General features: G+C 55.9%; 13 protein-coding genes. 7 read left to right on the top strand and 6 right to left on the bottom strand.

The annotated features are described in order from the left end of the window. Positions 1-197: 197 nt before the first annotated feature. Complete coding sequence (locus G505_RS0106970) at positions 198-2,003, bottom strand: Ig-like domain-containing protein (RefSeq protein ID WP_157509088.1); 1,806 nt, start codon at positions 2,001-2,003, stop codon at positions 198-200. A gap of 444 nt (positions 2,004-2,447) precedes the next feature. Further along, positions 2,448-4,367 (bottom strand): Ig-like domain-containing protein, encoded by a 1,920-nt coding sequence (locus G505_RS0106975; protein ID WP_084643896.1) that lies wholly within the window; start codon positions 4,365-4,367, stop codon positions 2,448-2,450. Positions 4,368-4,816: 449 nt separating this feature from the next. Here G505_RS0106975 and G505_RS0106980 point away from each other — a divergent pair, with 449 nt between their 5' ends. Next, positions 4,817-5,527, top strand: a complete 711-nt coding sequence (locus G505_RS0106980) for a TetR/AcrR family transcriptional regulator (protein WP_084643897.1) — start codon at positions 4,817-4,819, stop codon at positions 5,525-5,527. Between the two features lie 611 nt (positions 5,528-6,138). Then, a complete protein-coding gene (locus G505_RS0106985) occupies positions 6,139-7,950 on the top strand; it encodes a cytochrome c3 family protein (RefSeq protein WP_028108923.1) in 1,812 nt (603 codons plus the stop codon). Positions 7,951-8,367: 417 nt separating this feature from the next. Here G505_RS0106985 and G505_RS0106990 read toward each other — a convergent pair whose 3' ends face one another. Continuing rightward, positions 8,368-10,404: a hypothetical protein gene (locus G505_RS0106990; RefSeq protein ID WP_035385149.1), complete on the bottom strand. Its 2,037-nt coding sequence runs from the start codon at positions 10,402-10,404 to the stop codon at positions 8,368-8,370. A gap of 314 nt (positions 10,405-10,718) precedes the next feature. Beyond that, positions 10,719-11,303: a helix-turn-helix transcriptional regulator gene (locus G505_RS0106995; RefSeq protein WP_028108925.1), complete on the bottom strand. Its 585-nt coding sequence runs from the start codon at positions 11,301-11,303 to the stop codon at positions 10,719-10,721. A gap of 408 nt (positions 11,304-11,711) precedes the next feature. Here G505_RS0106995 and G505_RS0107005 point away from each other — a divergent pair, with 408 nt between their 5' ends. The 5 genes from G505_RS0107005 (at position 11,712) to G505_RS0107025 (ending at position 18,429) form a co-directional block, all read left to right on the top strand. Further along, on the top strand, positions 11,712-12,452 hold the full coding sequence (locus G505_RS0107005; protein ID WP_028108927.1) for a TetR/AcrR family transcriptional regulator: 741 nt from the start codon (positions 11,712-11,714) through the stop codon (positions 12,450-12,452). Between the two features lie 282 nt (positions 12,453-12,734). After that, on the top strand, positions 12,735-13,943 hold the full coding sequence (locus tag G505_RS0107010) for an acetyl-CoA C-acetyltransferase (RefSeq protein WP_028108928.1): 1,209 nt from the start codon (positions 12,735-12,737) through the stop codon (positions 13,941-13,943). 11 nt (positions 13,944-13,954) lie between these two features. Further along, positions 13,955-16,087 (top strand): 3-hydroxyacyl-CoA dehydrogenase NAD-binding domain-containing protein, encoded by a 2,133-nt coding sequence (locus G505_RS0107015; RefSeq protein WP_028108929.1) that lies wholly within the window; start codon positions 13,955-13,957, stop codon positions 16,085-16,087. Positions 16,088-16,114: 27 nt separating this feature from the next. Further along, positions 16,115-17,263 carry an acyl-CoA dehydrogenase family protein gene (locus tag G505_RS0107020; protein WP_028108930.1) on the top strand — a complete coding sequence of 383 codons (1,149 nt, stop codon included), beginning with the start codon at positions 16,115-16,117 and terminating at the stop codon, positions 17,261-17,263. Continuing rightward, positions 17,260-18,429 carry a CaiB/BaiF CoA transferase family protein gene (locus G505_RS0107025; protein ID WP_028108931.1) on the top strand — a complete coding sequence of 390 codons (1,170 nt, stop codon included), beginning with the start codon at positions 17,260-17,262 and terminating at the stop codon, positions 18,427-18,429. Before G505_RS0107020 ends, G505_RS0107025 begins: the two co-directional genes overlap by 4 nt. 48 nt (positions 18,430-18,477) lie before the next feature. Here the strand turns inward: G505_RS0107025 and G505_RS0107030 are convergent, their stop codons facing one another. Both G505_RS0107030 and flhA read right to left on the bottom strand, forming a co-directional pair. Continuing rightward, complete coding sequence (locus tag G505_RS0107030; RefSeq protein ID WP_028108932.1) at positions 18,478-19,011, bottom strand: NUDIX hydrolase; 534 nt, start codon at positions 19,009-19,011, stop codon at positions 18,478-18,480. Positions 19,012-19,118: 107 nt separating this feature from the next. Next, positions 19,119-21,203: a flagellar biosynthesis protein FlhA gene (gene flhA, locus G505_RS0107035; RefSeq protein WP_028108933.1), complete on the bottom strand. Its 2,085-nt coding sequence runs from the start codon at positions 21,201-21,203 to the stop codon at positions 19,119-19,121.

The following is a 21,203-nucleotide window of genomic DNA, read 5'->3' on the forward strand; positions in this document are numbered from 1 at the left end:
CCTGACTCTAGCTAAGGAGGTGGGGGTCACCAACTGTGACTTTACACAGACTTGTGGTCTTTATGTCCTGCATCACCGAAACAATCAACTGGCAACCATGTTTACCGCAGGTCTATTTGTAGCTATGGCACCGATAGAAAAAGGCGCTTCATCGAAGCGCCTTAGAAAACTCAACTAGCGATAATTAGCTGCATCGATTATTGAGTGCTTGCATCCAGGAATCTTTGGTAGCGCTTCTCACCTTCGATGAGCTTGTTACGTTCTTCATCACTGAATACGCCGGGAGTGGGGAACTCTGAGCTATGGCAGCTTGAACAGGCGTTAGGCATGATGTCGAATTGAGTGCATTGCTTCATGTTCGGCGGGTAGGCGAAGTTTTCATAGCAATTGCCCATAGCCTGGATGGTCTGCCAGGCCTTGGTCAGATCCTGCTCCTCATCTGCGCCCTCCTCGGTGAAGGGGAGAAGTGCATCATAAACGGCCAAAGAGTCGGTTGGCGAGTAGGCCTTGAATGAGTGGCTGCGAATATCATAACGACGTGAGCGCTCAAAACTGTGTTTGCTGAACGGCATGTGACAGTCGATGCATTCAACGCCCAGCATATCGTGGCTGGTCATCTTGTGAGCCGCATTGTCCTTATCCGTGTGACAGGAGCTGCACAACTGGTCACCCGGCAACTTGAGTTCCTGGGAGTGGGGGTTATGACACGAGCTGCAGGTCAGTCCGGCTTCACCGTGGGACGATGCCGCGATCTCCTCCGGATGGCTCTTGGAGCCGCGCTTATGGCCGTTACCGATCCAGTTCGCCCTTTCCATATAGGTGTAGAAGTCGGACAGGTTGTCGCCAACATTGAAATGCTCACCTTTCTCTTCCGGGTTCTCCTCATTGAACTTGTAGGGCAGCTCCAATGCATATGGGATAGGCTTGTTGGCTGGCATGCCAGACTGGTGACAGTTGGAGCACTCTGAGCCCTTGTTGTCGCCGGTCAGGTCCGCTGGGTTAACAATGTCCTCTTTGTTCATAGAGCGGCTGTGCTTGGCTCCGGGGCCGTGGCACTTTTCACAGCCCGTTTCCCAGTGGGCGTCCCAGATATTGGACTCGGTGACCACAGGGAAGCCGATAGGCAATTGCTGCCATTTATCAATTTCAAATGCAGTCAAGTGACACTCTGCGCATTTGTTCTCGTAGGAGGATATCGACCTGTACATGCTCCACGTGGGCTCGGCGATGAATGAACCATCCGGGTTATACCAGAAGTAGGATAGCCAGGTTGTCCATCGCTCGTTTTCGCCGACACCGGTGTCGGGCCAATACACCAACGGCAGCACCTGCAGGGAGTTCTTCTCCTGGTCATAGCTGAAGAAATTGATTTGGGTGCGATAGCCTACGGCGTCAATTCTATAGGAGACCTCCTTAGTGGCATCCACACCGTCATGCAGAGTCACCCAGTATTCATCTCCTTTCATATAGGTGGTGTATTTATGCTGATAGTCGGCATAGACAACCCGGGGCGTATCCTCTGTGCCCCAGGGCGCGTCGATGGTATGGCCCTCTTCGGTGTAGAGTTTGCGCATCACGGTAGCATGCCGGGTATCTTTCCACTCGTCATACTGACGGCTGTGACAGGTGGCGCACTCCTTTGAGCCGACAAACTCTCCCCGGCTTAAGGGAGGCAGCTCAGTGTCTTTTTCGAGAACGTTGATGGTAATGGAGGAGCTGGCCTCCAGCGTACCGTCGGAGATTGTATAAGAGACGGAGATCTCGCCCGGTGGTTGATCTTCCCCGGCGGCATAGAGTACCTGATTGTCTTCGACGGTCAGGTTGCCGGCTTTAACGACGGTTAGTGTGTCGCCGTCCGGGTCGGTGTCGTTGGCTAGTACATCGATTGATACGGCCTCCCCCTGATAGAGGGTAACCTCATCCGGGTTTGCTAAAGGGGCAGAGTTTTTTACCTCAACCGGGCTGTCATCACTGCCATTGCACCCAAAAAGCAATGGAATCAAAGCAGCACACAATAGGTTTATTTTTTTTCATCATCATTCCTGTGAAAATATTAAATGGCAATCTGCATGTCTGCAGTTTGCTATTACATTTTTCCGCTGGGTTGATTTGAAGGCAAACGCAAAACTTTTCCGATTCGCGAACGGTGTGGCGTTGATCGCTTAACCAGTTCACAAATTTATGTTTGATTCGATAGTGAAAACAGTAGCGGATAAAAAGAGAGGTTTGGCATCTATATATAGTGTCTATTTTTATCCATTGGACGATGAGTTCAAGGTTAAAATGATTCACTTTTTGGCGAGGTTTTTGTGAATGTTCAGGCGTCATTTCGCTACTGAGATCTAAGCTTATGTCATTCAGATAGACAATGACGCCGAATACAAAAAAGGGCAGCGGCTGATGCCGCTGCCCTGAATTACCCACTTTTAGGGTTAGGTAAGAAGGTGTTACTTCTGCTGGTCCAGGAAGCGCTGGTAGCGCTCTGTGCCTTCAACCAGTTTGGCGCGTTCGGTCTCGTCGAACACCCCAGGCTTGGGATATTCATCGTCGTGACAGTCGCTGCAGGCATTGGGCAGGACATCGAAGTAATCACACACCTGGCTCGGGCGGAAGATTCCGTCGCTGTAACACACTCCATTGGCGCCACCCATCATCTGGATGTAGTTCCACCAGTTGGTCATCACGGGATCGGTGCCTTCACCACGGGAGTAGGGGGCAAGGGCATCGAAGTTGGCCAGGGACTCGGCCGGGCTGATGGCATCGAAGCTGTGGTTGTCGTTGCTCCAGCGGTTGGCGACCGATTCGGTGGCGACGAAGTGACAGTCGACGCAGGAGACACCCACCATGTCGTGGATTGGCAGGGTGTGGTTGGTGCCGCGGTCCTGGTGACATTGGGTGCACAGAGCATCTCCCTCTTTCTGCATGCCCATGGCGTGAGGGTCATGACAGGTCACGCAGTCGATCTGCATCTCGAAGTGCTTGGAGGTCATGTAGGTGGCCACCTGATTCTTCTGCCCCTTGGGGTAGTCGGTGCCAAGGAACACGTCCTGGGTATCCACTTCGGTAAACAGGCTCAGGTCATCGCCGGTTCGGTAGTGCTTTCCGGGGTTGGTGGTGATGTTGCCATCTTCATCGAACTCAGGCAGGTAGGGCTGAGAGTAGTGGTAGATGTCCGGATGCTTGGCCATCTGGTGGCATTGGGCGCAGGAATCCACGGATTGCTGGAAGCTCATCTTGCCCGGGTTGGTGATGTCGTCGCCCCTCATGCTGGTGGCGTGAATGGAGCCCTCGTTGTGGCAGCGTTCGCAACTAATGCCATCCTCTACCGCATCGGAGTCTTTGGAGTTGGTGTGAGCAGCCAGCATGGTGTATTTTTCGCTGACGTCCCACCCCTCAACATTGCCGCCAGTGGTGTGACAGGTGAAGCACTGGTTGTCCCAGCTCATCTTCTTAAGTTCTTCACGCTGGTCGATGGGGCCAGCAGGCGGGAAGTATGACATAACCATCTCGCCGTCTTTGACCAGGCTGCCGTCCTGGTTCCAGAAAATCCCGGTGGTGTAGAACGAAGTGAACCGGGCCACATCGCCTTTATTATACCAGGCAAAGGGCATCATCCGGCCATAACTGCTCTCCACGTTGGGATCGTTGTCGGAGGGGAAGTCGTAGCTGACGAACTGCTTGGAGACGGTGCTGGAGATGCCGTCGATACGGTACACCGCAGACTCGTCAGTATTGACGGCATCGTGCAGTTCGGCGTAGTACTTACCATCGGCCCCTTTATAGGTGGAGAACTCCATATTGGGTTTGCCATAAATGGTGTGACGCTTGGGGTCGGCCTCGGTGCCCCAATCCAGTTCCGGGATGATCGCCTCAATGGTCTTGTTTTCCTTGGTGTAGAGGCGACGGTAATCCTGGGCGTGCTTGGTCGGTTGCCAATCGTTGTAGTGGCTGGAGTGGCAGCTCTTACAGGTTTTGGCGGTAACGAAAGTGGCCTCGGTCGGCTCGATGACGCCATCCTCTACGGTGATGTAGACGGTTCCCTTGGTTTGGTTCTCACCGTCGGAGACGGTGTAGCTGAAGCTGGACTCGCCCAGGGGGGCATCGGCTGCGGCACTGAAACTCAGTTTGCCATCTCCGGTGATGGTCAGATCGCTGGACACTATGGTCAGGGTGTCGCCATCGGCGTCGGTGTCGTTGGCCAGGGCATCGATCACCAGAGTGTCGCCACGGTTTATGGTGGCGTAATCGGGCTGGGTGACCGGAGCTCGGTTGTCAGGCAGTTGTATTATCTTGTTGTTGTCATCACTGCCACAGCCAACCAGGCCCACTGACAGTGCCAGCATGAGGGGCGTAGTTTTTTTCATCATCACTTGGTTATCCTTTTTTGCGCATTTTTCTTTGCAAATAGATCGTATCGTGGAAAGGCACGGGCGCTGAGTGAGCGCGCTGACAGAGATTCATGGGTAGGGTGTCGCCTGGGTCGAGGCGTGACATTTCTTTTACAAATCTGCATCTGGAGCGAAACGGTTTCACTTTCAGGGTTTGAATAGGCCGGCTAGGTCACGGGCTGTAGGTCGTCGGTTGGCTACCGACGTCAAAAAGTGGAGAGGTTCTCCAATCGGTTGGGAAGGGGCGTGGTTGTTAATAATCCTCTCTTAAAATCAATGTCTTCAGTATGTTGCTGCTATTTGCTGGTGATGCCGTTCGTGAGGTAAAGGGTGAAATTTTTAGATTCATCGACGCGGGTGAATTCGCCTTGCCAACGAATCGAATGTAGAGTCCACTGCCACAGAGTTATCAAGCTAAGGGGCCAGTAATGGAAAACGACAATGCTCGAAAGTTGAAAGTAGCTAAAACTGCATTAGGAATGATTCGGGAATGCGGTTACTTGCAGTTTACTATGAATGATCTTAGTAAGGCCGCGAATGTTTCTCCTGGTACATTATATCGAACTTTCCCATCTAAAGATGACCTGCTCGTTTATCTGTTCGGATCTGTTGTTGGATCCTTGAGAGCATCATTAAGAATGTTTGATCGTATGGACCTCTCTGAAAGAGAAAAAGTGATTTGCCGAATCTGCTATCAGTATTATATTCGAAGCTATAACCCAGATCTTTCATCCCTGGACTTGATCGGTACAAATTCTGCGATTTTTAACCAGGCATCTCAGGAAACCAGGAATCGATTCAAAGAGATTTTTTATGAGACAACTCAGTGGCAGGCCGCTAACTTCACCAATTTGGTTCTCACGGGGAAATTGATTTCGAGTGAAGAGGAGCTGAAAAAGACCATTAAACGGCTGATAGTAATTTCCAGAGGCGGAATGGTTATAGCAAATCATATATTTATTGAGAAAGAGATGTATCAGATAGAAGATCTGATGGAGTTTTGTGATTTGGTCCTGGAGCAGTTGACTTGGATTGGGGACGAGGGACGATGTGATTTTAGACTTATTCTATTGGCGATGCGTACCGTTCGCGACAAGTCAGCATCTGGTCATTCATCTCAGTTTCCTTTTGCCAGTTAACGCTATTTATATAGTTATTTCATAGGGTTGTATTCGATTTTTGATTCTTCCAAATGGGACTTGTAATGATCGGCGGATTAATCTTTGGGCTCCCTCTGATTTTTGCTGGCTGTCTGATGATGAGTACGGTGGAGAAACTCTCCATTTCCCTGATCTCACTCGTGCGTTAGTGAGGTGTTGATCAATGAGGGGGAGCGAGAAAGTGAAAAAGTATTCTAGTTAGTGTGGCGGAAACGTTATCCCCTTAGAAAAAAGCATGAGGATAAGCGTTTTACACTTTTGGTGAGAAGCCTCTAGCGGTAAAAAACGTGGTCGAATTTACAATATTTGGTGCTGGTAGATACTGAGTCGCTCTAAGTTGACAGAGGCTCAGTCTATCGTTTTTCCCTAAGTTACATTGGATTCGCTTATATGCCTGTCCAGGGATTTGTAGTATCAAAATTTGGATGATGATTATGAGACCATGTAGACTCGCGCAACTGTGCGCGTCATATCTGTTATTGGCTACGCTGACCGCTTGCGGTGGCTCCGATGGTGATGAATCAACGGCTCCGGAAGTGCCCCCGGTAGAGCCGCCAGCAGGCAGCAAACCCCACCAATCACTGGATATTGTGCAGCCACAAAAGGCCAGTTTCGACGGTGAGATCACCATCTATCTGGGCAGGTGGTACCCCTGTATGGAGCGTGAATACAAGGGTGACGGTGTCGACATCAGTCAATATTGCACCGGTGATGAGCCCCCAACGCCGATGGGTGAATACGCGGATAACGAGTTTAACCGCAATAAAATTACCCCGGATGATAGTAAGTACATCTTCAAGGTGAAGGCCGATGACATCAAGGCCTATGCGGCACAGCCTGACTCCCCCATTCCCCTTCGCCCCGATGTCTATGCTGAAGGCCATTTCTCTGTAATGGATGTGGTGCTCTATGCCTCTCACGTCCGCGACGACCTGGATGTGAAAGCCATCTGGAGTGAGGAACTCGGCACCCATCTGCTCAGCACCGCCTGGGACACCGATGGCGATGGCACCCTGTCTGAAGCCGAATTGAATAACCGGAGCACCGACTGGTACCCCTCCTACATCTGGCACGACGGAGAGTTCGATCGCCTCCAAGGCACCCCAAACCTGGAGACAGTCTATGTTCGCGCCGACCTAGGCCTGGCCAAGAGCAAGATGCGCATCCGCATCCAGCCATACAATTCCGCCGTGACCGAGCGTCGTAACATGCAGTTCAAGCTGCAAGCGGATCGTAGGCGAGCAAACGGCGATAAAGTCATTGTGCCGTTGGTGTGGGCAATTGATGCCCAGGGCAATGACGTGGTGAAAGTTCAAAATCTGGAGGTGACCGCCCACGACCTTCGCACCGACATCTTTCAGCCCGGCGTGATCACATCCATGGATGTGTGGCTGTCGCTTCAGGACCAGGGATTGGCCGATGTGCGCTTCACCTATTGGGGCACCATGTCGACGGAAGCGGAAGTTAACAACTACGCGTTAACGTCCGTCAATGGCCTGCGTGCCCAGGGAATGGTGGGCTGGGCTGCGGCAACCGGCGAAATGTTTACAACTCAGGACTTCTTCCTGGATGACCTGGAATGGCCAACCCCCAGTGCACTGATGGCAGCCGACAGAGGGGAAGGCGATCCTAAGCTCAAGGGCAAGTGTCAGTGGATGCATGGCGGTCAGGGCCATACCATCGAATCCGCCCAAATCTGTATCGACGAGTGGTATAACAAGTTTGGTGGATTCATGGACCACGACATGCCTGATCAGGAGGTCATGCACTATCCAAAGGGAGTGATTTTTGCTGGCTATCAGACGTGGATGCCTGGCCAGTTTGACATCACCGAACGCCATTTCGTCGATGAAGATGGAGACTATGAAAACCAGGTAATCGCCGACATCAATGACGCCATTGCGCCTTTGACCGACGATCACTTTGGTTGGGGAATTGCCGACTGCCGCAACTGTCACGATGATGTGCATAAGGGCTCACTGGGGGTAGAGCAGCCCTATGAGTGTGCCGCTTGTCACGGCAGCAATGGCGCCATGAAGGGGCATGGTGAAGTCAGCCGCTGCTTCTGGTGTCATACCGAAGACAATCAGATGGCTCACCACGGTTCGGCATCGGGTTTCATGAAGTTTGGTGACGTTGAGTGCCAGGGTACCAGCGTGACCGGTTTGAACCTCGATGGTATGCAAGAGGGTTCTTGTGCCAATGCAGTGAATACCCTGGATGCAGAGCGCCTTGCTGGTCCTAATGGCGAGTGGGGGGGCATTAAGCAGCCCATCCATGACCAGGCGGATAACCTGCAGTATTACGGAGCCGGTGAACGTACGGGTATCAACAGCGACTGGCACAACAGTGAGGACTTCCCTGATCCTTACTCCTGTGTGACCTGTCATCCCAACGACTAGTGCCAGGAATCTGAGTTAAGCAATTGTTAGACGATGATATTTGTCTTGACTGAGAAGAATGAGCTCAGAATAAAATAGAAGGCATACCAATGTTGGTATGCCCTTTTTGACGATACGCCTGATTATTTGGACTGCGATTCACCCTAAGGTGACAAAAGGTTGGTATTGACGACTTGCTTTTAATGGTTGCCAGGAAGGTAAAATCGGAACATGTAAAGATGTTCCTTCTTTATAACTCTGATGCAGTGCTACTTGGTGTAGCCTTTCATTGAAGTTAATGGAGCAGTAGCGAGGAGATGCAATCCTACTTCTGAATTGCTGTCCATAACGAGGTGTATAGAAAAGCCAGTTGTCATTGACAACTGGCTTAATTAACAGCCGTTAACCGATCTTCATTCGGCTCACAGGTAGTGCGATTTACTGCTTATCTTGGTGGCAGGTACCACAGGAGAATGGGTCTGGGAATTTCTTGGTGAAGTCATAATCATTGTTTGAAGACACCCAGCGATCGCCATAGCCTTTTTCGTCTCCTTCCAGGACTTCACTATGGTTGTCGGAGAATCCATACATATTGTTGTCATCTCCTGCTTTGCGACGCGTGGTAACTGTATTAATCCAGTTATCTTCATGTTTCAGCAGCTTGCGAGTGCTGGCTGGTCCATGATTCTTGGGTAACTTGTCTTCTGAGTGGCACCAGAAACAGCGAGCTTCCCGTCCATGGGCTTCGGGAGCACCATTATTGCCATGGCAAGTGGAACAGTAGTAGGGCTGGATTTCATCGAATCCGTCTGCTGCATTCACAGGCCAGGAGTAGCCGCCATGCCCCAGAGGCGCTGCCTCTTCGTTATGGCATAGGGCGCAGTCAGCCACTTTCCAGCCAAAGTGGTTTTCGTTCAACAGGGGAGCCTTGCCATTCTGACTTTCTTCTGTTGCTGGAGTCAGGGTGCGCAAAGTTACGATGTCAGAGTCAATGAAGCCTGTCTTAACGCCTTTTTCCACAAGCGCATTATGACGCCAGTTGTAATCCCACTGGATGGTTTCGTTTTTTGAAACGCTATCGATCTTGGTTCCGAGGCTATGGTAACCGGCATTGTTTAGATCTTGTTTCGACAAAACTACATTTTCGGCACCAAAAGGCATCATCCACAGATCGTTGTTGATGTTTCCGAAAAAGCCTCCGATGCCAAATGCACTCCAGAAGTCTCGCACGCAATCTGTCATTGGCACTGGGGTGTTGATCGTATCGGAGCGACCCGTGACCGCATCAAAGTTACAGACCCCTGGTATGCGGTCTGAGAAAAAGATGTCTTTGCCGAACTCGTTCAGGACAGAAGTGGTGGTGACGAAGGAGCGCAGCCCTATGGTTTTACCCAGTTCAGGGGCACGGGATAAGGCGAAGGAGTTAACAATAGCGCCAGTCTCCAGGGTTGGCCACCAGGTGAGCCTGAAGTCGTGTCCCATATCAGCCAAGGTCAAAAATACGTCCATGTTAGTAATGACGCCCTCTTGGTACACGTCACTCCTAAGGTTGTGTGCCTTGACCTCAATGTTTGTCGCAATTGGGTTTTCCGGGTCGTCGCTCCAGCCAATCCAGTCTACAATGACTTTTCCATTGTTCGAGGCCAGGCGCTCTGCTTCACTCTTCCAGAGGTGTTTCAGGCGGGCCTTGAAGGATGAAGAGGCGTCAATGAAGCGAATGCGTTGTTCCTCTTTCACCAAGAACATATCCATTCTATTGAACGGAATCTCCCCGCTATGGTCTCTGTACAACCCGGCCTTGCCCATGCTCTGGGTGAATCTAAAGTGCCAGTTACTTGACTCCTCTCCTTCATCGCTAAAGCTGCCATTTCCGTTTCGATCGTAGGCTAAAGTGAACTCATGCGTATTGTAGTCAGAGTTTTCTGGAGTAATGATCTCTCCTACGAACTTCATGTCGTCACGAGTTGCGACCATATAGCGCAGCAGGTCAAAAACAGAGTAGCTTCCCTCTTTGAATATGTCTGGCCTCGCTGTTCCTGCGCCCAGACCGTCGGGATTCGTTGACAATACTCGATGAATATCTTCGGCTGCGACTCGAGATATGTCTGTCTGTTGATTAATGACACCGGCAAGGTTTGCATCGAGGGCATTGACAAATCCGTCGCCATTAACGTCTGTGTTACATGGATGGGTGACGTTATCTGGCAATGTCATGCAGAATTTGCTTGAGTCCATGGTGATCCCGCGGATCCACTTCCATACTTGCTCGTTCATGTAGTCAAAGGTCACATTGACATGGCCTGTTAATCCACTGGTATCGAGTGCCATTTTACCGCTTTCAACATATTGCCAAGCGGGGTTATCTGGAGTTGGGTCCGGCCCGGGGCCAGGTGTTGCGGTCGTAGAGCTGTCAGAGCCACAACCTGCAAGCATTAATGCGAGTAGGCCAGATAGTGCCTTTTTGTTTTTGATCATCGATCGATTCTCCATTTTTGACCAAGAGTCAACTTTTGGCTTTGCCATACGGATTCTAATTATTATGGCGATAATGAGATTGAATATGACCGAACCATTTGATTTTAGGTCATATTTGATCTCAGTTTTTTATAAAATGGTTTGGATTTGTCTTTTATGGAAATTATTTTGTGTAAAATTGAATCTAAATCTGACTTGCATAAATTCCATAGTGTCTTTAACACTCTGGATTGCTTATAACCAGAATTTTGCTCTCTAGATTGAACCATAGAGCCAATATGCTAAATGACTTCGGTGGAAGTTTGATCGAGGCGTTACACCCAGCCCAAATTTCTGGCCTCGAAGATTAAGTTAGGCTTGTTGATTGCGCCAATTTTCTGCTTCGCAACAGACAGGTGATAATCGACCCCTCGATTTGTTAGATGCAACACATCGGCAATTTCACTGGCGCTTAGACCCAACGCGGTCATTTTGACAACCTGAAGGGTTTTTAACTTCAACTCTTCGGGAACTTGTCCAGCATGATTGTTTTTTACGATGGTGTTACGTACCAGGCTTAATGCATCTTGAGTCGAGAAGCGTTCAAGGTTGTGACACAGCATTGTGTTCGAGACGACAACTAGATAGCCCATCAGGATGGGTTGATCAGACGAAAAAACAGAGTAAGACTTTACTGATAAGGTGTGTCCTCCTATGGTGATTTTGCCCGATCCTTTAAGACAGTCTTTAAGCCCAAGAGCAATGCCCGCACCGGCTTTTCTCAGCTTATGGTCGGACACTGAAATGGCTGTTACTAGTGATTGATCTATTTCATTTAAATGAATCTCAACCACCCGCGTCGGGTAGGAGAGATGCTCATTACCTGCACTGAAAAATACCCAGCCTAATTCTGATTGCATAACCATCCTCCGATAGCGGCATTTGATGGCTGTCATTGTAGGAAAAACCTAAATCCGATTTCGGAGTGCCATTCGCAAGATTCACAGGGGTGATAACAGAGCCTTGGTGGTGTGATCGGTGTCACGCTTCGGTTTGTCGAGGTGAATGTTTCATACGGAGTCGGCGCCTTGGATGTGATCAGCGTCACGCTCTGTGTGTTATCACATCTGCCATCCCAGTTCGAAGTGGAGAGTTTCTCCATTTTTGGGGAGCGACAGGCGCTTGATCTGATTACAAGATTAATTCTTTTAAATCAGGCGCTTATGTGTGAGCTCTGTATTTTGAATCAAGAGGTGGATGGAGTTTTTGCCATTCAGGGCCAAATTAGCCGCAGCTGAGTTCAGTGTTATAGTGGAGCCATACGAGTGATGGAGCAACGCTCCTATCTGCACGAGAACGCAACACTGGACGTTACAATGTTTAATAAAGCTCAGATAAGAAAGGTTAAAATTGCCAAAGCCGCCATGAGGTTGATCAGAGAGCAGGGCTATTTGCAGTTCTCGATGAATGAGCTTGCCAAAGAGGTGGAGGTAACCGCTGGCACTTTATATCGCACCTTTGCCTCTAAAGATGATTTGCTGGTTTATCTGTTCAGTTCGGTCATAGAAACTCTAGCCGAGTCAATGTATAAGTTTGGCAGGATGGATCTGTCAACAAAGGAAAAAATTGTCTGTTGTCACTGCTACCAGTTTTACTTGAGACAGTTCTACCCAGACAGCGCGTCACTGGATCTTATAGGTACCAATAAGGCGATATTCAATCAGGCCCGGCCGGAAACCAGAGAAAAGTTCAAGCGCATTTTTGATATGTCCACGATAAGATTTAAGAAGCAGTTTTCGGACTTGGTCGATAGCGGTAAGGTCAAAGCGGATAAGGAGCTTCTATTTCAGGTGCTTCGGCAGATGACTTTAATCGGTCGTGGGGGGATGGTGATATCCAACCATGTGTTTATTCCTCAGGACACATTTAAGATTGAAGACCTGATCAGTCTGTGTTGCCATACGCTGGATCAATTGGATTGGCAAGGAGATGAGGGTAGGGCGGATAAAAGACTTATTTTGCTGGCATTGCGCTCTGAAGTTGAGCAATCAGTGTCAGAACTTTGGTAATGGTAACCAGAATCCTTAGTCACCGCCTATATCTTTAGGCAACGTTACACGGTCATTCTACTTCAATGTGCTGTTCATGCCCTTTTGAACTTATCCTTACTGGATAATATTGCGTCGGTTACAAGCGCCTGAGCCTGAGTTCGGGGGCGTTTTTATGTCCGGGCATCGCCATTGGAGCATGGTGATGAGCAGTAAGGTCACTGCCTTTGACAAGAAAGGTCATTATCAAATTCCGCCACCTTGCCTAGAGTGATAACAGGCTCACTTCAGCAAGGACGATTGATGACTCAGCACGCCTACCTCTTTGATGCCATCCGCACCCCCAGGGGGCGGGGCAAGGCAACCGGGGCCCTCCACGAGGCCAAACCCATCTCTCTGATTACCTCACTGCTTGCCAGTCTGCAGCAGCGTAACGGCTTCGACACCAGCGCGGTGGACGACGTGGTCCTCGGCTGCGTGTCTGCCGTGGGGGATCAGGGGGCGGACATCGCCAAGACCGCCACCCTGGCTGCGGGCTGGGACGATGATGTGGCCGGAGTGACCCTCAACCGATTCTGCGCCTCCGGGTTGGAGGCGGTCAACATGGCGGCGATGAAGGTGCGCTCCGGCTGGGAGCAACTGGTGGTGGCCGGCGGGGTGGAGTCCATGTCCCGGGTGCCCATGGGCTCCGACGGCGGCGCCTGGGCCAATGACCCTGCCACCAACCTGGCCACCGGATTCATGCCCCAGGGCATCGGTGCAGATCTGATTGCGACTCTGGATGGCTATTCCAGGCAGCAGCTGGACAGTTTCGCCCAGCGTTCTCACCACAATGCGGCGGCCGCCTGGTCGCGGGGCGCCTTTGCCAACAGCGTGCTGCCGGTGACCGACCAAAACGGATTGACCCTGCTGGATCACGACGAACTGGTGCGGCCGGACTGCACCCTGGAGACCCTGGGGGGGCTCAAGCCCTCCTTCCAGGCGCTGGGGGAGATGGGCTTCGATGAGGTGGCCCGTGCCAAGTATCCCCAGGTGGAGCGCATCGAGCACCTGCACACCCCGGGCAATGCCTCGGGCATCGTCGATGGCGCCGCCCTGGTGCTGGTGGGCAGCGAAGCCGCCGGTCAGCAGTTCAATATGACGCCCCGGGCCAGGGTGATTGCCACCGCCGTGGTGGGCACCGATGCCACCATCACGCTCACCGGGCCGGCTCCGGCGGCCCGCAAGGCGCTGGCCCTGGCCGGGCTGAGCGCAGACGACATCGACCTCTATGAGGTGAACGAAGCCTTTGCCTCGGTGGTGCTGCGCTTTATCAAGGAGATGGATGTGCCCTTGGATAAGGTGAACGTCAATGGCGGCGCCATCGCCATGGGTCACCCCTTGGGGGCCACCGGTGCCATGATCCTCGGTACCCTGCTCGATGAGCTCGAGGCCAGGGATCTGAAGCGGGGCATGGCCACCCTGTGCGTGGGCGGTGGCATGGGCATTGCCACCATCATCGAGCGAGTCTGAGGGAGCAGATCATGAGCAGCATAAGAATCGAACTGGAGAGCGATGGCATCCTCCACCTGGTGCTGGACAGGTCCGGCGCCTCCGCCAACCTGATGGACCAGGCCTTTGCCGAGGACCTGGCTCATACAGTCTCAGCCATCCAGGAGATGGACTACAAAGGCATCGTCCTGCGCTCGGCCAAGAGCACCTTCTTTGCCGGTGGCGATCTGGGCCAGATTGCCCAGGTGACCCGGGAGAGCGCCGAACCTTTCTACAAGATGGTGGAGTCAATCAAGGCCAGCCTGCGCGCCCTGGAGACCGATGGCAGGCCCGTGGTGGCCTGCATCGGCGGCGCCGCCCTCGGTGGTGGCTGGGAACTGGCCCTGGCCTGCCACCATCGTATCGCCCTGGACAGTAAGGGGGTGAGAATCGGGCTGCCCGAGGTCACCCTGGGGCTGTTGCCTGGTGGGGGCGGCGTGGCTCGCACCGTGCGCATGTTCGGTTTGCAGCAGGCGCTGCCTCTGCTGACCGAGGGGCGGCAGTTCTCCCCGGCCGAGGCGTTGGAAGCCGGCCTGGTGCACCAATTGGCAGACTCGGAGCAGGAGATGTTGCAGGCGGCCAAGGCCTATATCCAGGCCCATCCCCAGATGGCCCAGCCCTGGGATGTGAAGGGCTATCGCTTGCCCGGTGGCAGCCCCGGCTCCCCCAAGGTGGCGCAGATGCTGGCGGTGGCCCCGGCCATGTTGCGTAAGAAAACCAAGGGGGTGATGCAGGCGCCTGAGGCGATACTCTGTGCCATGGTGGAGGGGGCTCAGGTGGACTTTGACACCGCCTGTCGCATCGAGTCCCGCTACTTTGTCGAGTTGGTGTGCAGCCAGCAGGCGAAAAACCTGATCAACACCTTCTGGTTTGAGCTCAATGCCATCAAGGGGGGAGCTGGGCGTCCTCAGCAGTTCTCACCCTCTAAAGTGAGCCGGATTGGGGTGCTGGGCGCCGGAATGATGGGGGCGGGCATCGCCTATGCCGCCGCGTCCAGGGGCATCGAGGTGGTGCTCAAGGACATCAGCCTGGCGCAGGCACAGAAGGGCAAAGCCTACAGTGAGGCCCTGATGGCGAAGCGGGTCCAGCGGGGACGCAGCAGCGACGCTCAGGCCCAGCAGTTGCTGAAACGCATTGTGCCGACGGAATCGGTGGCGGAACTGGCCGGGTGTGAGCTGGTGATAGAGGCGGTGTTCGAGAACCGCGACCTCAAGGCTAAGGTGACCCGGGAGGCGGAAGCGGTGCTGGCGGACACGACTCTGATTGCGTCCAACACCTCGACCCTGCCCATCACCGGCCTGGCCCAGGCCTCCAGGCGACCGGAGAGCTTCATCGGCCTGCACTTCTTCTCACCAGTGGACAAGATGCCTCTGGTGGAGATCATCTGCGGTCAGCAGACCTCAGCCGAGTCCCTGGCCCGGGCCTATGATTTTGTGTTGCAACTGGGCAAGACCCCCATTGTCGTCAACGACAGCCGTGGCTTCTTTACCTCCCGGGTGTTCGGCACCTTCACCAATGAGGGGATCGCCATGCTGGCAGAGGGGGTGGCCCCGGCCGCCATCGAGAACGCCGCCTGGCTGGCAGGATTCCCGGTCGGGCCCCTGGCGGTCTCCGATGAGGTCAGCCTGACCCTGATGAAGAAGATCCGCAACCAGACGGTGGCGGACCTGGCTGAGGAGGGGATCGCCGCATCGCCCAAGGAGGCGGACCCGGTAATTGACCGCATGCTGGAGCTGGAGCGGGCCGGCAAGGCCGTTGGTTGCGGCTTCTACGACTACCCCAAAGGGGAGAAAAAGCGGCTTTGGAGCGGCCTGTCCCAGCATTTCCCCCAGGCTGAGGTGCAGCCCGATGTGCAGGAACTTAAGGAGCGGCTGATGTTCATCATGGCGGTGGAAACCATTCGCTGCATGGAGGAGGGGGTGCTCAACCATCGCCGGGATGCGGACGTGGGCTCCATCTTCGGCATCGGCTTCCCCGCCTGGAGCGGCGGTGCCGTCCAGTTCATCGACCACCTGGGCCCCAAGGCCTTTGTGGCCCGGGCGGACCAACTGGCCGAGAACTGCGGCGAGCGTTTCCGGGTGCCCGATGGCCTCAGAGCGCGGGCTGCTAAAGGCCAGGGCTATTGATTCCAATCGATTCTCAAGGAGGAAATCATGTTTCCAAGAACTCTGTTTGACAGCGATCATCAACTGTTTCGCGACAGCGTCCGCCGTTTCCTGGAGGCGGAGGTGGTGCCCTTCCACGCCCAGTGGGAGAAGGAGGGCTGCGTCGATCGGGGCCTGTGGTTAAAAGCGGGGGAACAGGGCTTCCTCTGCCCGACTCTGCCCGAGGCTTATGGTGGGGTGGAGGTGGACTTTCGCTACAACGTCATCATCAACGAGGAGATCGCCCGTGTCGGCGCGTCCGGCCTGGGCTGGGGCCTGCATTCGGACATCGCCGTGCCCTACATCCTCCATTACGGCAGCGAGGCCCAGAAGCAGCGGCTGCTGCCGGGCTGCATCAGCGGTGAGCTGGTGACTGCCATCGCCATGACCGAGCCCGGCACCGGCTCGGATCTGCAGGGGATCAAGACCAAGGCGCAGCGTGACGGTGACGGCTGGCTGCTCAGCGGCGCCAAGACCTTCATCACCAATGGTCAGCACGCCAACCTGGTGATCGTAGTGGCCCGCACCGACCCGCAGGCGGGCTCCCGTGGCTTCAGCCTGTTCCTGGTGGAGGAGGGGATGGCCGGATTCAGCCGCGGCACCAATCTGGAGAAGATCGGCATGAAGGCCCAGGACACCTCAGAGCTGTTTTTCGACAATGTTCGCCTGCCCGCCGATGCCCTGCTGGGCGAGGAGGGGGCCGGCTTCGCCTACCTGATGCGGGAGTTGCCCCAGGAGCGACTGTCGGTGGCCAGCAACGCGGTGGCCAATGCGGAGTCGATTCTGGAGCAGACCCTGGCCTATGTGGCGGAGCGACGTGCCTTCGGCAAGCCCATCGCCGCGCTGCAGAACACCCAGTTCAAGCTGGCGGAGTGCCGCACCAAGGTGGATGCGGCCCGGGTGTTTACCGACCGCTGCATCGAACTGCATCTGGAGGGCAAACTGGATGCGGCCATGGCGGCCCAGGTGAAACTGCTCACCACCGAGCTTCAGGGTGAGGTGCTGGATGAGTGTCTGCAGCTGCACGGCGGCTATGGCTACATGTGGGAGTACCCGGTGGCCCGGGCCTGGGCCGACGCCAGGGTGCAGCGCATCTACGCCGGCACCAGCGAGGTGATGAAGCTGATCATCGCCCGCAAGATGCTGGAGCAGCAATGAGCCCCGAAGCCAGGGGTACCCTGAGCGGCCTCAAGGTGCTGGATTTCTCCACCCTGTTGCCGGGGCCCTTCGCCAGTCAGCTGCTGGCGGACATGGGGGCGCAGGTGACCCGCATCGAGTCCCCCTCCAGACCGGATCTGCTCAGGCAGCTCAGCCCCAGTGTGGGTGGGGAGTCGGCAGCGCACCTGACCATCAACCGCAACAAGCGCAGCCTGGCGTTGGATCTCAAGGCGCCACAGGCAACCGAGGTGGTTCGCCGCCTGGTGGCGGAGCACGACATCCTGCTGGAGCAGTTCCGCCCCGGGGTGATGGCTCGGCTGGGGCTGGATTACCCCAGCCTGAGGGAGTGTAATCCGAGGCTTATCTACTGCTCCCTCACCGGTTACGGTCAGAGCGGTCCCCTGGCCCACAGGGCGGGTCACGACATCAACTACCTGGCGTTGTCCGGGCTGGCCAGTTACAGCGGCCGCTCTGAGCCTGTGCTCAGTGGCACCCAGGTGGCGGATCTGGCCGGGGGCTCCCAGCAGGCGGTGATCGCCATCCTGGCGGCGCTGTTTGAGCGCCAGAGCAGTGGTCTGGGGCAACATCTGGATATCGCCATGGTCGAGGGGGCCCTGGCGCTGAACGCCATGGCTGCGGCGGCGGTGGGTTGTGGGGCCCCGGTGCCGCACCCGGGCTCTGAAATGCTCAATGGCGGCAGTCTCTACGATTACTACGCCACCGCCGACGGCCGTTACCTGGCGGTGGGGGCCCTGGAGCCCCAGTTTGTCCTGGCGTTTTTTCAGGCCATCGAGCGTCCCCAGTGGGCAACGCATGCCCTGGCGCCACCGGGGCAGCAGTCTGAACTGAAGCGGGAGATCGCCGGGGTGATGGCCGGTCAGACTCTGGCCCACTGGCAACAGAGGTTTGCCCCGCTGGATTGCTGTGTGGAGCCGGTGCTCAACCTGAAGGAGGCGATGGTTCATCCGCAGTTTGTGGAGCGAGGCATGATTCGTAAGCTGACCCATCAGGGGCAACCCCTGACACAGCTGGCCTGTCCGCTGAATCGTCAGGGGCCAATCCAACCCGGCGCGGCTCTGGGGGAGCACAGCGAGGCGGTGCTCAGGGAGCTGGGGTACGGGGAGGAGGAGGTTGCCGAACTGAAAGCCAGCGGGGCAGTGGCCTAAATCAAGCTCATGAAAAAAGGCGCCATCGGCGCCTTTTTCTTGTAGGTGTTAAGCCACCCGCTCCTGGCAGTCATCCAGGCGCGCCGCCAGGTGCTCCAGCAGCCAGGTTTCCCGCTGGATGGACATGCCCGCCTTGGGGCTGGCGGCCATGGTCTTGTGATTGTGGGCGATGGCGTCGTGGATGTTGACCCACAGCGGACGCATGCCGTTCTGCTGCTCGTAGTGCTCCAGCCGGGTTTCGCCCAGGTCACGGTCGGCGCTGCACAGGTAGCAGTAGGAGAGCATCCTCTGGTTGTCGGCGTCCTCCTTGTACCAGGGGCGCAGCTCCTCGAACAGGCCCAGCTCTTCGATAATGGTCAGGTTGGCGGCCCCGGTCTCCTCGGCCACTTCACGCAGCAGCGCCTGCTCCAGGCTTTCCCCCTGATCGACGCCGCCACCCGGGAGGCTGTAATCCTCATAACGCTCGGTATAGAGCAGCAGGATCTGATCGCCGTCGAGGATGGCGGCCCGCACCGCCTTGCGCAGGGTTTCGCTGCCCTGGGGGATGGCGTCTGGGTGGGTGGTGCTGTTCAGGGGCTGCATCTGGGTCTCCGGCAATCAAAGCGCGCCATTGTACGCGCTGGGGAGCTGGGTGAAAAGAGGCCCCGCATGCGGGGCCGGAAAAGCCGTTCCGTGGCTGGGAGAAGCGGTTATGCCGTGAGCTGGGCGGCGATCTCCAGTTCCCGGGTTTCGGGGACCTCGTTGTAGGAGAGCACATTGAGGCCACGGGCGAAGGCCAGGGCGTAGCGGCCCAGCAGCGGCCTGAGCTGAGGGGCCACCAGCAGCATGGCGGGGTGCCCCTGCTGGCGAGCCGCCGCCAGCTGTTCGGGCATCGCCTGCTGCAGCCTGGCCAGCAACTGGGGATCCACCGGGAAGGAGTCCAGGGCCACCTGACCACCCTGCTGGGCCTGGTTGAGTGAGGTCAGCAGCTGCTGCTCCAGTTCAGGGGCCAGGGTGATGACGCTGAGCTTGCCACTGTCGCCGGCGACCTGGTGCACCAGATTGTGTTTGAGGGCACAGCGCACATCGGCGGCCAGCAGCACCGGATCCTGGGTGGCGTCACTGGACTCCAGCAGGGTGGTGGCCACGGTGCGAATGTCCTTGAGGGAGACCTGCTCCCTGAGCAGCAGCCTGAAGGTTTTCAGCTGTTGTACCGGGGTCAGGGCGGTGGAGAGCGCTTCCGACAGCTTGGGTGCCACCATGGCCAGTCGTTCGCCGATGGCGTTGATGTCATCGTGTTGTAGCATCTCTGGCAGCGCTTCCCGCAGCAGCTTGCTGACGTGGGTGGCGATGATGGTGGCGTGATCCACCACCGAATAGCCCAGGTTCAGCGCCTTGGCCTTGTCGTTGCTGTCGATCCAGATGGCATCCATCTGGTAGGCCGGGTCCTTGGTGATGATCCCCTCGATGTTGCCGTACACCTGTCCGCTCTGGATCGCCAGCAAGCGCTCGGGTTGCAGCTCCGCCCTGGCCAGCGGGGTGCCGAGGATGGCGATCTGGTAGCCATTGGGGGGCAGGGAAAGGTTGTCCCTGACCCGAACCTCCGGCAGCAGGAAGCCCGCCTGCTCTGACAGGGTACGACGGATGCCGGTCAGCCGCTTGATCAACTCCGCCCCCTGGCTGCGGTCCACCAGATGCACCAGGCGATAGCCCACACCCAGTTCGATGATGTCGGTGTGGGGCAGGGCGTCCCAGCTGGGCTGGGTTGGTTCGCTGACCAGCTCTTGCGCTTTCTCCTGCACCTCCTCCAGCGGCGTTTCCGGGGCCAACTGAGACTGACGGAAGGCGACGAAGCCGATTACGGCAGCAAAGGAGAGGAACACCAGGGCGGGCATGCCGGGAACCAGCCCCAGGATCGCCATGACGCCGGCGGCGGTGCCCAGCACCCTGGGGTTGGCCAGCAGCTGGCGGGAGAGCTGCTTGGGCATCTCTTCCGCGTCGGACACCCGGGTAACGATGATGGCGGCGGCGGTGGCCAGCAGCAGTGATGGGATCTGGGCCACCAGGCCATCACCGATGGTGAGCAGGGCGTAGGTCTTGAAGGCGTCGGCGGCGCCGAGGTCGTACATGAAGATGCCGATGCAGATGCCGCCGATGATGTTGATGGCCAGGATCAGTATGCCGGCGATGGCGTCACCGCGGACAAACTTGGAGGCGCCGTCCATCGCACCGTAGAAGTCCGCCTCCCGGGCCACCTCCTGGCGCCGGGTTCTGGCCTGCTCCTGGGTCAGGGTGCCGGCGTTGAGATCGGCGTCGATGGCCATCTGTTTGCCCGGCAGGGCATCCAGGGTGAAACGGGCGGACACCTCGGAGATACGCTCCCCCCCCTTGGTTATCACCACGAAGTTGATGATCATCAGGATCAGGAAGACCACCGCACCCACCACGTAATTGCCGCCAATCACCACCTCACCGAAGGCCTGGATCACCTTACCGGCGGCGTCGCCACCCTGGTGGCCCTCGAGCAGCACCACCCGGGTGGAGGCGACGTTCAGGGTCAGCCGCATCAGGGTCGCCAGCAGCAGCAGGGTCGGGAAGACCGAAAACTCCAGGGGACGGCGGATGGAGACCGACACCAGCAGCACCAGGATCGCCAGAATGATGTTGAAGGTGAACAGGATGTCCAGCAGCCAGGGGGGCAGTGGCAGAATCACCATGGCGAGGATCGCCAGCAGCATCACCGGGATGCCCATAAAGCCTTTGTTGTTAGTCAGGGACTGTAGCAGCCGTGTCAT

Source organism: Ferrimonas futtsuensis DSM 18154 (genome assembly GCF_000422645.1).
In the GTDB taxonomy this organism is placed as follows: domain Bacteria; phylum Pseudomonadota; class Gammaproteobacteria; order Enterobacterales; family Shewanellaceae; genus Ferrimonas; species Ferrimonas futtsuensis.

What these genes read in the sequence shown, in the direction of transcription:
- G505_RS0106975 (WP_084643896.1), bottom strand. Translation starts at nt 4,367, where the DNA reads ATGATGAAAAAAACTACGCCCCTCATGCTGGCACTGTCAGTGGGCCTG.
- G505_RS0106980 (WP_084643897.1), top strand. Translation starts at nt 4,817, where the DNA reads ATGGAAAACGACAATGCTCGAAAGTTGAAAGTAGCTAAAACTGCATTA.
- G505_RS0106990 (WP_035385149.1), bottom strand. Translation starts at nt 10,404, where the DNA reads ATGATCAAAAACAAAAAGGCACTATCTGGCCTACTCGCATTAATGCTT.
- G505_RS0106995 (WP_028108925.1), bottom strand. Translation starts at nt 11,303, where the DNA reads ATGCAATCAGAATTAGGCTGGGTATTTTTCAGTGCAGGTAATGAGCAT.
- G505_RS0107005 (WP_028108927.1), top strand. Translation starts at nt 11,712, where the DNA reads ATGGAGCAACGCTCCTATCTGCACGAGAACGCAACACTGGACGTTACA.
- G505_RS0107010 (WP_028108928.1), top strand. Translation starts at nt 12,735, where the DNA reads ATGACTCAGCACGCCTACCTCTTTGATGCCATCCGCACCCCCAGGGGG.
- G505_RS0107015 (WP_028108929.1), top strand. Translation starts at nt 13,955, where the DNA reads ATGAGCAGCATAAGAATCGAACTGGAGAGCGATGGCATCCTCCACCTG.
- G505_RS0107020 (WP_028108930.1), top strand. Translation starts at nt 16,115, where the DNA reads ATGTTTCCAAGAACTCTGTTTGACAGCGATCATCAACTGTTTCGCGAC.
- G505_RS0107025 (WP_028108931.1), top strand. Translation starts at nt 17,260, where the DNA reads ATGAGCCCCGAAGCCAGGGGTACCCTGAGCGGCCTCAAGGTGCTGGAT.
- G505_RS0107030 (WP_028108932.1), bottom strand. Translation starts at nt 19,011, where the DNA reads ATGCAGCCCCTGAACAGCACCACCCACCCAGACGCCATCCCCCAGGGC.
- flhA (WP_028108933.1), bottom strand. Translation starts at nt 21,203, where the DNA reads ATGACACGGCTGCTACAGTCCCTGACTAACAACAAAGGCTTTATGGGC.